14 protein-coding genes are annotated in these 13,001 nt (G+C 67.3%); 5 read left to right on the forward strand and 9 right to left on the reverse strand.

Annotation, left to right across the window (positions count from 1 at the left end; translation table 11 throughout):
• Positions 1–25: 25 nt before the first annotated feature.
• The 8 genes from AC1DHL_RS23435 to AC1DHL_RS23470 all read right to left on the reverse strand — a co-directional run bounded on the left by AC1DHL_RS23435 (position 26) and on the right by AC1DHL_RS23470 (position 6,606).
• The gene (locus AC1DHL_RS23435; protein ID WP_478103723.1) at positions 26–736 is read right to left on the reverse strand and encodes an ABC transporter ATP-binding protein; all 711 of its coding nucleotides are present in this window, start codon (positions 734–736) and stop codon (positions 26–28) included.
• Positions 733–1,512 carry an ABC transporter ATP-binding protein gene (locus AC1DHL_RS23440; RefSeq protein ID WP_478103724.1) on the reverse strand — a complete coding sequence of 260 codons (780 nt, stop codon included), beginning with the start codon at positions 1,510–1,512 and terminating at the stop codon, positions 733–735. Before AC1DHL_RS23440 ends, AC1DHL_RS23435 begins: the two co-directional genes overlap by 4 nt.
• On the reverse strand, positions 1,505–2,503 hold the full coding sequence (locus tag AC1DHL_RS23445) for a branched-chain amino acid ABC transporter permease (RefSeq protein WP_478103726.1): 999 nt from the start codon (positions 2,501–2,503) through the stop codon (positions 1,505–1,507). The genes AC1DHL_RS23440 and AC1DHL_RS23445 overlap by 8 nt, the downstream gene beginning before the upstream one ends.
• Entirely contained in the window at positions 2,500–3,372 is an 873-nt protein-coding gene (locus AC1DHL_RS23450) for a branched-chain amino acid ABC transporter permease (protein ID WP_478103727.1), read from the reverse strand. Before AC1DHL_RS23450 ends, AC1DHL_RS23445 begins: the two co-directional genes overlap by 4 nt.
• A gap of 18 nt (positions 3,373–3,390) precedes the next feature.
• A complete protein-coding gene (locus AC1DHL_RS23455; RefSeq protein ID WP_478103728.1) occupies positions 3,391–4,596 on the reverse strand; it encodes an ABC transporter substrate-binding protein in 1,206 nt (401 codons plus the stop codon).
• 16 nt (positions 4,597–4,612) lie between these two features.
• Positions 4,613–5,404, reverse strand: coding sequence for a GntR family transcriptional regulator (locus AC1DHL_RS23460; protein ID WP_478103729.1), 792 nt, complete (start codon positions 5,402–5,404; stop codon positions 4,613–4,615).
• Positions 5,405–5,509: 105 nt separating this feature from the next.
• Positions 5,510–5,728, reverse strand: a complete 219-nt coding sequence (locus AC1DHL_RS23465; RefSeq protein WP_478103731.1) for a hypothetical protein — start codon at positions 5,726–5,728, stop codon at positions 5,510–5,512.
• Positions 5,729–5,775: 47 nt separating this feature from the next.
• On the reverse strand, positions 5,776–6,606 hold the full coding sequence (locus AC1DHL_RS23470; protein WP_478103732.1) for a crotonase/enoyl-CoA hydratase family protein: 831 nt from the start codon (positions 6,604–6,606) through the stop codon (positions 5,776–5,778).
• A gap of 76 nt (positions 6,607–6,682) precedes the next feature.
• On the opposite strand from AC1DHL_RS23470, the gene AC1DHL_RS23475 reads away from it, so the two are divergent.
• Together AC1DHL_RS23475 and AC1DHL_RS23480 are read left to right on the forward strand one after the other, a co-directional pair.
• The gene (locus tag AC1DHL_RS23475; protein WP_478163545.1) at positions 6,683–8,521 is read left to right on the forward strand and encodes a PhoX family protein; all 1,839 of its coding nucleotides are present in this window, start codon (positions 6,683–6,685) and stop codon (positions 8,519–8,521) included.
• Positions 8,522–8,557: 36 nt separating this feature from the next.
• Positions 8,558–8,956, forward strand: a complete 399-nt coding sequence (locus tag AC1DHL_RS23480) for a DUF488 domain-containing protein (RefSeq protein WP_478163546.1) — start codon at positions 8,558–8,560, stop codon at positions 8,954–8,956.
• 22 nt (positions 8,957–8,978) lie between these two features.
• Here AC1DHL_RS23480 and AC1DHL_RS23485 read toward each other — a convergent pair whose 3' ends face one another.
• Positions 8,979–9,767, reverse strand: coding sequence for an IclR family transcriptional regulator (locus AC1DHL_RS23485; protein WP_478163547.1), 789 nt, complete (start codon positions 9,765–9,767; stop codon positions 8,979–8,981).
• A gap of 90 nt (positions 9,768–9,857) precedes the next feature.
• Between AC1DHL_RS23485 and AC1DHL_RS23490 the strand changes: the two genes are divergently transcribed.
• From AC1DHL_RS23490 to AC1DHL_RS23500, 3 genes are read left to right on the forward strand one after another with little or no spacing between them, the layout of a single operon-like run.
• Positions 9,858–10,697: an SDR family oxidoreductase gene (locus AC1DHL_RS23490; protein ID WP_478103737.1), complete on the forward strand. Its 840-nt coding sequence runs from the start codon at positions 9,858–9,860 to the stop codon at positions 10,695–10,697.
• A gap of 43 nt (positions 10,698–10,740) precedes the next feature.
• Positions 10,741–12,060, forward strand: coding sequence for a flavin-containing monooxygenase (locus AC1DHL_RS23495; protein ID WP_478163548.1), 1,320 nt, complete (start codon positions 10,741–10,743; stop codon positions 12,058–12,060).
• A gap of 16 nt (positions 12,061–12,076) precedes the next feature.
• Positions 12,077–12,997, forward strand: coding sequence for a bile acid:sodium symporter family protein (locus tag AC1DHL_RS23500; RefSeq protein ID WP_478103739.1), 921 nt, complete (start codon positions 12,077–12,079; stop codon positions 12,995–12,997).
• Positions 12,998–13,001: the final 4 nt, after the last annotated feature.

Consider the following 13,001-nt stretch of genomic DNA (forward strand, 5'->3'; position numbering starts at 1 on the left):
TTGTGCATGAACGTTGAATTGCGGCTCAAAGGCCGAGATAGGCGCGGCGCAGCTCGTCGCTGCCCAGCAGATCCTGCGGAAGACCCGAGAAGCGCACGCTGCCGTTTTCGAGCACATAGGCGCGGTCCGCGATCTCCAGCGACTGGCCGACGTTCTGCTCGACCAGCAGCACGGCGAGTCCGCCGTCGCGAAGCTGGCGGATCAGCGTGAACATCTCCTCGACCAGCAGCGGCGACAAGCCCAGCGAAGGCTCGTCGAGGATCAGCAGCACCGGCTCCGCCATCAGGCCGCGGCCGATGGCGAGCATCTGCTGCTCCCCGCCGCTCATGGTGCCGGCGTGCTGGCGGATGCGTTCCTTCAGGCGCGGGAAGATGCCGAACACCTTGTCGAGATTGGCGGCGCGGCGCTCGCGGGCGCGCGTGAAGGAGCCAAGCTCGAGGTTTTCGAGCACGCTCAGGTTCGGAAAGACCTTGCGGCCTTCGGGCACCTGGATGAGCCCGGCCTTGACGACTTCGCGGTAGTGCGCGCCGCTCAGGTCCTGACCGTCGAAGCGAACGGTGCCGCTCCAGGCGGGGCAGAGGCCGCAAACCATCTTGTTCAGCGTCGACTTCCCTGCGCCGTTGCTGCCGAGCAGCGCGACCATCTCGCCCGCATTGACCTGCAGGTCGACGCCACGCAGGACTTCGACGCGACCGTAGCCGCCGCGCAGCGCGCGGATATCGAGCAGCGACGTCATACCGCGACTCCTTGCGCAGCGGTATTTCCGGCCGCGGCCTTGCGCAGCCGTGCGGCGGTGCCGTGGCCGAGGTAGGCCTCGACCACCTTGTCGTTCGAAGTCACCTGCGCCGGGCTGCCCTCGGCGATCAGTTGCCCTTGCGCGAGCACCCAGACATGCGACGCGAGATTCATCACGGCCTGCATCACGTGCTCGATCATCAGCACGGTCACGCCGCCGTCGGCGACGCCGCGAACCACCGGCATCATCTCGGCGATCTCCTGCGGATTGAGCCCGGCGAGCACTTCGTCGAGCAGCAGCAGTCGCGGTTGTGTCGCGAGCGCGCGTGCCAGTTCGAGCCGCTTGCGAGCGGCGACGGTGAGATCGGAGGCCGGCTTGTCGAGTTGCGCGGCCAAACCCACGCGGCTCGCGACCTCTTCCGCGCGGCGCAGCGCCTCGCTTCTGCCGCGCACGTGCAGGTGCGCGCCGACCGCGATGTTTTCACGCACCGTCTGCGCCGCGAAGGGCTTGACGATCTGGAAGGTGCGCGTCATGCCCAGCATGGCATTGCGATGCGGATCGCGCCCCGTGATGTCCTGCCCCGCGAAACGCACGGTGCCGGCGTCCGGCTTCAGAAAGCCCGACATGAGCGCGAAGAGCGTGGTCTTGCCTGCGCCGTTCGGGCCGATCAACGCGCTGAGGCTGCCCTCGCGTACGGCGAGGCTGACGTTCTGCACCGCCTTCAATCCGCCGAAGGAGCGAGAGATGCCGCTCAGGGCCAGCAGAGGCTCAGTCATGGCGGCTCCCCTTCCCTGCCCAAAGCTGCCGCACCGACAGGCCGATGCCGGCGATGCCGCGCGGCAGGAAGATCACGATCAGCACCAGCACCGTCCCGTAGATCACCATGTTGATGCCCGGCAATTCGCCGAAGAGATTGCGCGTGAAGTCCGACAGCGCATGCAGCACCGCAGCGCCGAGCACCGGTCCCCACAGCGTGCCCATGCCGCCGACGATGGCCGCGACCAGCGCCTCGACCGAGGTGCCCGAACCGTAGGCGATGCCCGGATCGATGTACTGGAACACCTGCACGTAGAACGCGCCCGCCGCGCCCATGAAGGCGCCCGAGATGCCGATGGCCGCGAGCTTGATGCGGAACGGGTCGACACCGACCGCGCGTGCCGCATCCTCGTTGTCGCGCACGGCCTGCAGGTAGGCGCCGAAGCGGCCGTTGCGCAGCCACCAGGTCACCAGCAAGGCGGCCGTGACGAAAGCCAGCACGACCCACAGGTAGCCGCTGCGCGATGCGAACTGCAGGTTGGCCGCCGATTCGCGCAGCGGCACCATCAACCCGACGCCACCGCCGGTGAAAGGCACCGACAACGCCACGATGCGGAAGACTTCTGCAAAGGCCAGGGTCACGAGCGCGAAATACGAACCTTTGAGTCCATAGCGAAACGTGAGCGCACCCACGAAGAGCCCGACCAGCGCACTGCCCGCCACCGCCATCGGCAACGCGACCCAGGCGTTGATGCCGCCCTGCAGTTGCGCAATCGCCTGGATGTAGGCGCCAGTGCCGAAGAAGAGCGCATGCCCGAACGAGAACTGCCCGCCGAAGCCGCCGAGGATGTTCCACGCCTGCGCAATCAACGTCGCATAGAGGGCCATCATCACGAAGTTGAGCGCCACGCCTGACGAAGTCACGAGCGGCACGCACGCCACCACGACCGCGAAGAGCGCGATGCCGCCGAGATGACGCAAACCGACGCTGGATATGTTCGAACCGCTCATGCCTTGGCTCCGAACATGCCTTCGGGCCGGAACAGCACGACGCCGATGAAGATCGCGAAGATGCCGATCTGCCCCAGCGACTCACCGAGGACGAGCCCGCCGAGCGACTCGACCACGCCGACGAGGAAGCCACCGATCAGCGCGCCGACGAAACTGCCCATGCCGCCCAGCACCACGATGGTGAAGGCCACCAGCACGAAGCCGCCGCCCACCTGCGGGTTCACGTAGTACGCCGGCAGCAGGAAGCACGCCGCCGCGCCGAGGCAGGCCAGGCCGATGCCGAAGCTCACTGCATAGACGTGATCGACGTCGATGCCCATGAGCTTGGCGCCCTCCTTCTCCTTGGCGACGGCGCGGATGGCCCGTCCGAGGTCGGTGCGGCCCATGATCCAGAACAGCACCGCCGACACCACCAGCGCACCCGCGAAGGCCACCAGCTTGGGCACCGCGATCATCGCGGGGCCGATGGCGACCGTGCTCAGCGAATAGGCGGTGTCGATGTTGCGTGTGTCCGATTTGAAGAAGATCAGCGCAAGGTTCTCCATCACGATCGCGATGCCGAGGGTGGCCAGCAGGATGTTCTCGTCCTTGCCATGGCCCGCACGATTGATGACGATGCGCTGCAGGCCATAGCCGAGCGCGAACATGCCCGGCACCACGATCGGCAAGGCAAGGTAAGGGTCGATCCCCCAGCTTTCCTTGAGGAAGTACACCGCGTATAGCGCCAGCATCAGGCAGGCGCCGTGCGCGAAGTTGATGATGTGCAAGACGCCGTAGATCAGCGTGAGCCCCAGCGCGATCAAGGCGTAGACCGCGCCGGTCGTCAGGCCGTTGAGCACCGACGGGAAAAGAATGCTGAAGTCGAGCATCCTGCTGATCTGCGGTGCTCAGGCTGCCCGGAGTGGGAACAGCGGCTCCACCTCGCGGAACTCGCGCGGGATGATCACCTTGATGTCGTTCTTCACGACTTGCGTCATGAGCGGCTGCGCGCCCTCGTTCTGGCCGTTGACGAACTTGGTCGGGCCGTACGGCATGATGTGATTCGAGAAGGTGCTCTTCTCCAGCGCGTCGATGATCGCGGCCCGGTCGCTCGACTTGGCGCGCTCCAGCGCATCGGCCAGCAACGCCATCGCGGTGTAGGTCATGAAGACCTCGTAGCTGAAGAACTGGCCCTTGGCCTCCACACGCTTGCGCAGTTCCGCCGAGCGCTTGTCCTTGGGATTGAACCAGTGGTTGCAGTCGATGATGCCGTTGGCCGCTTCCGGAAACTCCTTGACGAACTTGTAGCTCGACGCGGCGCCGCCCAGCACCGAGAAGATCGCCTTGGGCTGCACCTTCTGCTGCTGCATCGTGCGCACCAGCAGCGCGTATTCGTTGTAGTAGTTGGCCGGGATCACGATGTCCGGGTTGATGGACTTCATCCGCAGCACGATGTTGTTGAAGTCGCGCGTCGGGTTCGCGTGCTTCACGACTTCCTTCACTTCGAAGCCATAGCCGGGCAGTTCGCGCGAGAGCAGTTGCGCCGTGCCGGTGCCGAAGAGCGATTCCTCGTGAATGATCATGACCGTCTTGGCCGGGCTGCCGGCGGCCTTGTTGAGCACGAGCAGGTTGGCCATCGCCACTTCGGTCGACTTCTTGTAGCCGGGGCCGAAGCGGAAGGTGTTCTTCAGCCCGCGCTCGACGATCTGGTCGGCCACGCCCACGTCGACCACGTGCGGCAGGTTGTACTTGGCCGCCGCCTGCGTGGTCGCCAGGCAGATCGCCGACGCGAAGGCGCCGACGATGGCCGAGACGCCGGCTTCGTTCATCTTCTCGACCTCGGCCGCGCCGGCCTGCGGCTGCGACTGCGCGTCGCCGAGCATCGCCTCCAGCTTCGCGCCGCCCAGGGACTTGATGCCGCCGGCCTGGTTGATGTCCTCGATCGCCATCTGCGCGCCCAGCCGGCATTGCTGGCCCGAATAGGCGAGCGCGCCGGTCACGGGGTGCAGCACGCCGACGCGCACGGGCTTGGGCTGCGCGCCCCCCACGAGCGGAAACGCGAGCGACGTGCCGATGGCGGCGGTCTGCGACAGGAAGCGGCGGCGATTTTCCATGGGGACTCCTCGTTGGTTAGATGAATTGCGCTGAAAGCTCTTTGCTGACCCACACCTTGGCGTCGATGCCGCCCACGCGGGACAACTGCATCTCGTAGGTGTAGCGATCGGGACGGTACAACCCGTGCAGCCATTGCACCGGCCGCTCGTTGGCGTCGTAGACCAGGCGCCGCACGGCCAGCAGCGCCGAGCCGACGGACACGTCGAGGTGCTGCGCCAGCGTGGCGTCGGCCAGCTTGGCGGTGATGGTCTGGTGCGCCCGCCCGACCCGCACGCCGGCCTCTTCGAGCAGCACGAGGATCGGCTTGCGCGCCAGCTCGCGGCGGCCGAACTGGCGCGCGACGTCGGCGGGCACGTAGGTGGTGATGTGCGAAAGCGGCCCTTCGCGCGTCGAGCGCACGCGCACCGCCTTCTGCACGGCGTCGCCCAGCTTCAATTGCAGGGCGGCGGCGACACTGGCCGAAGCGGTGACGGTCTGCACGTCGATCACCTTGACCGAGGTGCGCAAACCCATGCTGACGAGGTTTTCGAGCAGGCCGCCGAGGTTGGCCCGCTGCACGCTCTGCCCGCCCTCCGCGATCGGGGCCAACGGCGCACGGATGGGACGCGTGCCGCGGCCGGGCTCGCGCGAGATCAGGCCGTCGGCCGCCATCTTCTCGAGGGCGCGCCGCACGGTGACGCGGGCCACGCCGAATTCCTCCATCAGCGCGAACTCGCCCGGCAGCCCATCGGCGAAGCGGCCTTCAGCCAGCTGCTCGCACAACAGCAGATAGATCTGGTGGTACTTGGGCAGCGGCATCTGGGACATGGGTCCCGATGGTCACGGCGTTCCTTTGTTCCGTCAATAGGACATTTGCGGGCGAACTGTCCGCCCTGCGGCGGCGCAGCCTCGCGCCCCTTTTGGGGCAAAACGCTAGCGGATCGGGAACCGCCTGAGCATGCTGCGCCCCAGCGAGGTGATCTCGTTGACGATGGCCGGCGGCTGTTCGTAGCCGTCCAGGGTCCGGATCGGCTTGGGAATCGTCGCTTTCACGTGGCCGGCCAGGCTCAAGACGCGAACGGCGTCGACCTGGGCGCCGGTCGTGACGGCAATGGGCAGCTCCTGCGCTGCCAGGCGATGAAGAAGGGTCATGGGCACGGACGGGAGTATGCCTGCCCGCCGGACGCCTTCCAGTGGCTTTACAGCGGCTTCGGATCGCTGAAACGCGGCGCGCGGCGCTCCATGTTGGCGCGCACGGCTTCGCCCTGGTTGGCACTCCCGATCAGGGCCTTCTGCTCGACCGACTCCGCCAGCAGCAGTTCGGCGGCGCTGTGGTTCATGGCCGCGTTGAGCAGGCGCTTGCCGGCGCGGATCGCGTCGGGGCTCTTCTGCGCGATCTCGCGCGCCATTTCCAGCGCTTCGGCCAGCGGCTCCGCCGCCAACCGCGTGGCAAGACCGAGACCCACCGCCTCTTCGCCCGAGAAGATGCGGCCGGTGAAGGTGAGTTCGCGCAGGATGTCGTTGCGGGCCAGTTCGCGCATCAGCACCATGCCACCCATGTCGGGCACCAGGCCCCACTTGATCTCCATCACGGACATCCTGGTGCCCGGCGCGACCAGCCGGATGTCGGCACCCAGCGCCACCTGCAAGCCACCGCCGAAGGCAACGCCGTGCACCGCCGCAATGACCGGCACCGGCACTTCGCGCCAGACCATGGCGACGTACTGCGCCGCATTGGAAATGCCGTGCGTGCGCTCGACCAGGTCCTTGCCGACGGAAGATTCACCCACGATGCCGCCGCCTTGCTGCTGCATCCGCTCGAAGGACTGCATGTCGAGCCCGGCGCAGAAGGCCTTGCCGCGCCCGGCAAGCACCACGGCACGCACGCTGGCGTCGTCGCGCAGGCGGCTGCCGGCGTCGATCAGCGCATCGAACATCGCGGGATCGAGTGCGTTCATCTTGTCGGCGCGGGCCATGTGCAGTTCGACCACGCCGTCGGCGTGGCGGATGGATTCGATGCGGTCGTTCATGCGGAGGTCTCCTGGTTTTGCCTGAAGTATGGGCGCTCGGCGATGATCGCGCTGTCGCTCAGTCAACACTTTCACCATGCCCTTCGACCGTCGCCAGTTCCTCCAGTCGGGCGCCGCGGCCGCGGTCGTTTCGCTGCTGCGCGAAGCATCCGCCACAGTGCCGGCAAGCGATGGTCGCCTCGGCTTCACCGCCGTCGAAGCCACGCTGCGCGATGCCGTCACGGTGCCGCCGGAGTACAAAGCCCAGGTGCTCTATCCGTGGGGTTCGCCGACCGGCATCGCGGGCTCCATGCCGGCGTTCGCGCCCGATGCATCGAACAGCGCGGCCGACCAGGCGGTCCAGGCCGGGATGCACCACGACGGGATGCACTTCTTCGCGCTCGAGGGCCACGCCGATCGCGGGCTGCTCGTGATGAATCACGAGTACACCGACGATCAATTGCTCCACACCGACGGCGTGCCGCCCTGGACGGCGGAGAAGGTCCGCAAGTCGCTGCGCGCGATGGGCGTGTCGGTGATCGAGGTCGAACTCACCCCCGCGGGATGGCGCCAGGTGCTGCCGTCGCGTTACGCCCGGCGCGTGCATGGCGCCACCCCGATGCGCATTGCCGGCCCGGCGGCAGGCACCCCGCTGATGCGTACCGCCGGCAACCCCGAGGGCGACCGCGTATTCGGCACCCTTGCCAACTGCGCGATGGGCGTCACACCCTGGGGCACCTACCTGACCTGCGAGGAGAATTTCCAGGTCTATTTCGGCGCACCGAAGTCGTCCGCCGCCCGCGCCACCGAGGCACAGCGCCGCTACGGCACCGTCGGCGGATCTTCATGGACCGACTATTGGCGCTTCGACGAGCGCTTCGACCTCACGCGCCACCCCAACGAGGCGAACCGCTTCGGATGGGTGGTCGAGATCGATCCCTTCGACCCGACTTCCACGCCCGTCAAGCGCACCGCCCTCGGTCGCAAGCGGCAGGAAAGCGCGACTTGCAGGTTGACGAAGGACGGCCGCGTCGCCGTCTACATGGGCGACGACACGGCCTTCGAATACGTCTACAAGTTCGTGAGCCGCGACAAGGTCCGCCCCGGCGGCGCCGCGGCCAACAGCCGCCTGCTCGACGAAGGCAGTCTGTACGTGGCGCGCTTCGACGCTGACGGCCGTGGCCGGTGGCTCGAACTCCGTCACGGCCACAACGGCGTCGACCGGGATAGCGGCTTCGCCGACCAGCCCGAGGTGCTGATCCATGCGCGCATGGCCGGCGACATCGTCGGCGCCACGAAGATGGATCGCCCGGAATGGATCGCCGTGCATCCGGCCACCGGCGAGGTGTACGTCACGCTCACCCACAACAGCCAGCGCGGTCAACCCGGCAAGCCGCCCGCCGACGCGGCCAATCCGCGCGCCGACAACATCTTCGGCGGCATCTTGCGCTGGCGCGAAGACGGCCGCGATGCCGGCAGCACCGCCTTCGCGTGGGATCACTTCGCGCTCGCGGGCGACCCCGCCATGCCCGCCGCAGGCGTGCGCTACCCGAGCAAGGAGGCCGACATCTTCGGCTGCCCCGACGGCCTGCATTTCGACGCCGGTGGCCTGCTGTGGATCCAGACCGACATGAGCGGCCCCGACATCGGCAAGGGCCCGATGACCGCGTTCGGCAACAACCAGATGCTGTGCGCCGACCCGGCAAGCGGGCGCATCAAGCGCTTCCTGGTCGGTCCCGGCGGGTGCGAGATCACGGGCTGCGTCGTGGCGCCGGACCGCCGCAGCCTGTTCGTCAACATCCAGCATCCGGGCGAGGTACGCGTCGATGGCGTGCCGAACAGCGCATGGCCCGACGGCGCCTCGCCCGGCAGCGCCCGCCCGCGATCGGCCACCGTGGTGGTGCGGCGCCGCGACGGCGGTATCGTCGGAACCTGAATCCGAATCTCCCAGCCCATCGAGGAAGAGCAAGCAATGGCCATCCGTATCGTCCGACTCGGCAGCGACCGTGCACCCGGCGAGGGTCTCCGCATCGGCACCGTGCGACGCCCACCGCGCGGCGTTCCCAAGACCGAGTTCGCGTCCCGGAACTGGTACGACGTGTGGTACCCCAACCTCGCGCCTTCGGTCGAGACGATGAAGATGGCGCAAGCCGCCCAGGCCTCAGGTGTGCCGGCGCAGTGGGCCGCGTTCGGCCGCAAGTTCAAGAGTGAAATGGGCGAGGCGGACGCGAGCCGCAGTCTCGACCTGCTGGCGGCGCTGTCGCACCAGGCCGCGCTGTTCGTCGGCTGCTACTGCGAAGATGAGGCACGTTGCCACCGGTCATTCCTGCGCGCCCTGCTCGCGCAGCGCGGCGCCGACATCGCCGACTGAGCCTGCCGCCTGAACGCGCCCTTCAGCGCGTCGCCCTGGCGATGGCCTGCGCGGCCGTGCGCAGCTTGTCCAACTGCTGCAGCGCGTCCGGCAGCGACATGCGGACGGCCGGCGCCTGCAAGGCCACGGCGCATCGCACCGGGCCATGAGGCTCGTCGCGTACCGGCACCGCGACACACACCAGCCCCTCGATAAACTCCTCGGCGTCCACGGAATGGCCTTCGCGCCGGATCCGGTCAAGCTCGGCTTCCAATGCCTCGCGGGTGCACAAGGTGTGGGGTGTCTGGCGCGCGTACTGAAGCCCTTCGAGCAGCCGGTCGCGTTGCACGCGGGGCAGATGCGCCAGGAACAGCTTGCCGCTCGCCGAGCAATGCAGCGGCACGCGGGAGCCGGGCCGAAGATCCAGGCGCAAGGGAAACGCGGTCTCGACGCGGTCGAGGTAAACCACTTCCGCGCCGGACAGGGCCGTGAGATTGCAGGTTTCGCCGACATCGGCCACGAGTTGCCGCAACACGGCGTGGCGGACACCGGTCGCCGTGCTTCCGCGAAGCACCGTCTCCGCGAAACGCATCAGGCGCGGCGTGATGGCGTAACGTCGCCCGTCGCTGCCGCGCGCCAGCAGGCCGCCGTGCTCCAGTTGCTGGAGCATCCGGTGCACGGAAGGCTTGGGTTGCCCGCTGATGCGCACGATGTCACTGAGGCCCTGAGGCTCGCCCTCGCCGGCGACGAGTTCGAGCAACTGCAGCAGGCGCAGGCCGGGCGTGGCGGCGGATTCGGCCTCTTCGCAGGTCAGGGGGTCGGGATAATCCATTAGAAATCTCGAAAATCGAGACGAATTCGGTAATTAATTCGAGATTTTGACCGAATTTCGTTAAGCTGCAACCCTTAAACGAACGGGTCCATGACTTTTTCCTTCGACAACATCGTGATCACCGGCGCGTGCGGCGGCCTGGGCAGCGCATTGGCGGCCCAGGCGCTCGCACGCGGAGCGAAGGTCGCGCTGGTCGGGTTGAACAAGGAAGCGCTCCATGCATTGGCAGCCCCGGCGCCGGACCGTTGCGCGGTCTACACGCCTGACGTGAGCAACGCGGTCGCGATGCAATCGATGGCGCGGGACTGGATGAACCGCTTCGGCGTGCCCGATGCGGTGATCGCCAATGCGGGCGTCGCCGGCGGGTTCGATACGGCGGAAGCTTCGGACCTGGCGGTGTTCAGGCGCATTCTCGAAATCAACCTGCTCGGCGTCGCCACGACCTTCCAGCCTTTCGTGGCGCCGATGCGCGCCCGCGCCTGCGGCACCCTGGTCGGCATCGCCAGCCTCGCCGGGCAGCGTGGCCTGCCCGGCAATGGTGCCTACTGCGCCAGCAAGGGCGGCCTCATTCGCTACCTGCAAAGCCTGCGCGCCGAATTGCGTCCGAGCGGCGTGCGCGTGTGCACCGTCAATCCCGGCTATTTGCGCACGGCCCTGACGGCCGGCAACCGCTTCGCGATGCCGGGCCTGATGGCGCCCGACGATGCTGCATCGGCCATCCTGCGCGCGATGTCGCGCGGCACCGAGCAGCTCGTGCTGCCCCGTCGTCTCGGTTGGCTCGCCAAGGCGCTCGGCCTCCTGCCTGACGCATGGCACGACGCCTTGCTCTTGCGGCAACCCCGCAAGCCGCGCGCCGGCGATCCGGGCTCGACACCCATTCCGGGACTGTCGACGTCCCAGGCATCCGACCCCGAGACTTCCGCGCGCTGAGCGCGTGTTCTTCACCACCCTGCTTTTTCTTGCGAGCCATCCTGTGTCTGCACCCGTGCCCACTCACCAGCAAATCGCCCTGATCGGCGCCGGCCCGTCGGGACTCGCCGGCGCGCGCAATCTGCAAAAGCTAGGCATCCCCTTCCAGGGCTTCGAGGCCTACGAGGACGTGGGCGGCCTTTGGAACATCGACAACCCGCGCAGCACGGTCTACCAGTCGGCACACCTCATTTCGTCGAAGCGCACCACCGAATTCGTCGAGTTCCCGATGGCAGACACCGTGGCCGACTATCCGAGCCATGCCGAACTTCGGCGCTATTTCAGCGACTTCGCCGATCACTTCGGACTGCGGCAGCATTTCCGCTTCAACACGAAAGTCATCCGCATCGAGCCCGTCACCGAAAGCGCCTCGACGCTCTGGCGCGTGAGCGTCGACGCCGGCAACGGCCGCATCGAGACGGCCGACTACAAGGGCGTGATCATTGCCAACGGCACGCTGTCCGAGCCGAGCATGCCGCGCTTCGAGGGCCGCTTCAACGGCCAACTGCTCCACACCTCGGCCTACAAGCGTGCGAGCCTGTTCCAGGACAAGCGCGTGCTGGTGGTCGGCGCAGGCAACAGCGGCTGCGACATCGCGGTCGATGCGGTGCACTACGCGAAGAGCGTCGACATCTCGGTGCGCCGCGGCTACTACTTCGTGCCCAAGTACATCTTCGGCAAGCCGGCCGACACGCTCGGCGGCAAGCGCCCGCTGCCGGCCTGGATCAAGCAGCGGATGGACGCGAAGGTGCTGCAGTGGTTCACCGGCGATCCCGTGCGCTTCGGCTTTCCGAAGCCGGACTACCTCATGTATGAATCGCACCCGGTGGTCAACTCGCTGGTGCTGCATCACATCGGCCACGGCGACATCGGCGTGCGCGCCGACATTGCGAGGCTCGACGGCGACACGGTGCATTTCAAGGACGGCAGCGCGCGCGACTACGACCTCATCCTGTGCGCGACCGGCTACAAGTTGCACTACCCCTTCATCGACCGCGCCTGGCTGAACTGGCAGGGCATGGCGCCCCGTCTCTACCTGAACATCTTCGCGCCGGGCTTCGACAACCTGGCCGTGCTCGGGATGATCGAGGCGAGCGGCATCGGCTGGCAGGGCCGCTACGAGCAGGCCGAACTGGTGGCGCGCTATTTCAAGGCGCAGTCCCAGGGCAACCCGAAAGCGGCTGCGCTCAAGCAAGCGAAGGCCGGGCCGAGCCCCGACCTCTCCGGCGGCTACAAGTACCTGAAGCTCGAACGCATGGCCTACTACGTCCACAAGGACAGCTACCGCCGCGCCATCCGCGAAGCCTCCGCCGCGCTGGCCTGACCCGAAGGAACCGCCGATGCTCCCCGTGGACGAGGTCCGCCTCAACTTCAACCCCGCGTCGCTGGTGCTGCTGAACGCGGTGCTCGGCTTCCTGATGTTCGGCATCGCGCTGGACACGCGCGTCGCCGACTTCAAGCGCGTGATGCGCATGCCCGTGGCCATGGCGAGCGGCATCGCGGCGCAGTTCATCGTGCTGCCGGCCGTCACGTTCGTGCTGACGCTGCTGCTCAAGCCCTCGCCCAGCATCGCGCTCGGCATGATCCTGGTCGCTTGCTGCCCGCCGGGCAACGTGTCGAACATCCTCACGCACCGTGCCGGCGGCAACGTGGCCTTGTCGGTTTCGATGACGGCGATCTCCAACCTGATCTCGATCGTGGTGATGCCGCTGAACTTCGCGTTCTGGGGCGGCATGCATCCGACGGCGGCGCCGCTGCTGAAAACCATCGCGCTCGATCCGGCCGAGATGGTGGTGCACATCGTGTCGATCATCGGCGCGCCCTTCGTCATCGGGATCGCCTTCGGCCACTGGCTGCCGCGGCTCACCGATCGCATCAAGAAGCCGGTACGCATCCTGAGTTTCGTGTGCCTGATCGGCTTCATCCTCGCGGCGGTTGCCGGCAACTGGCGCTACTTCCTCGACTACGTGGGGCTGGTGCTGCTCGCGGTGGTGCTGCACGATGCGCTGGCCTTCGGCACCGGCTATGCCTGTGCAACGGCTGCGGGCGTGTCGGAATACGACCGGCGCGCCGTGAGTTTCGAGGTCGGTATCCGCAACTCGGGCCTCGGTCTGGTCCTGATCTTCAGCTTCTTCGGTGGCCTCGGCGGCATGGCGGTTGTCGCCGGCGTCTGGGGTTTCTGGGATATCGTTGCGGGCCTTGCGCTCGCCGCCTGGTGGGCGCGTCGCCCCCTGTCTACTGCGGCCGCGCGTTCGGCCTGAATCA

This window comes from Variovorax sp. 10L426 (assembly GCF_056395305.1).

Coding starts and splice junctions, on each gene's coding strand:
- AC1DHL_RS23480 (WP_478163546.1), top strand. CDS start 8,558: ATGGCCATCCGTATCGTCCGACTCGGCAGCGACCGTGCACCCGGCGAG.
- AC1DHL_RS23470 (WP_478103732.1), bottom strand. CDS start 6,606: ATGAACGACCGCATCGAATCCATCCGCCACGCCGACGGCGTGGTCGAA.
- AC1DHL_RS23465 (WP_478103731.1), bottom strand. CDS start 5,728: ATGACCCTTCTTCATCGCCTGGCAGCGCAGGAGCTGCCCATTGCCGTC.
- AC1DHL_RS23490 (WP_478103737.1), top strand. CDS start 9,858: ATGACTTTTTCCTTCGACAACATCGTGATCACCGGCGCGTGCGGCGGC.
- AC1DHL_RS23475 (WP_478163545.1), top strand. CDS start 6,683: ATGCCCTTCGACCGTCGCCAGTTCCTCCAGTCGGGCGCCGCGGCCGCG.
- AC1DHL_RS23485 (WP_478163547.1), bottom strand. CDS start 9,767: ATGGATTATCCCGACCCCCTGACCTGCGAAGAGGCCGAATCCGCCGCC.
- AC1DHL_RS23460 (WP_478103729.1), bottom strand. CDS start 5,404: ATGTCCCAGATGCCGCTGCCCAAGTACCACCAGATCTATCTGCTGTTG.
- AC1DHL_RS23455 (WP_478103728.1), bottom strand. CDS start 4,596: ATGGAAAATCGCCGCCGCTTCCTGTCGCAGACCGCCGCCATCGGCACG.
- AC1DHL_RS23500 (WP_478103739.1), top strand. CDS start 12,077: ATGCTCCCCGTGGACGAGGTCCGCCTCAACTTCAACCCCGCGTCGCTG.
- AC1DHL_RS23445 (WP_478103726.1), bottom strand. CDS start 2,503: ATGAGCGGTTCGAACATATCCAGCGTCGGTTTGCGTCATCTCGGCGGC.
- AC1DHL_RS23450 (WP_478103727.1), bottom strand. CDS start 3,372: ATGCTCGACTTCAGCATTCTTTTCCCGTCGGTGCTCAACGGCCTGACG.
- AC1DHL_RS23440 (WP_478103724.1), bottom strand. CDS start 1,512: ATGACTGAGCCTCTGCTGGCCCTGAGCGGCATCTCTCGCTCCTTCGGC.
- AC1DHL_RS23435 (WP_478103723.1), bottom strand. CDS start 736: ATGACGTCGCTGCTCGATATCCGCGCGCTGCGCGGCGGCTACGGTCGC.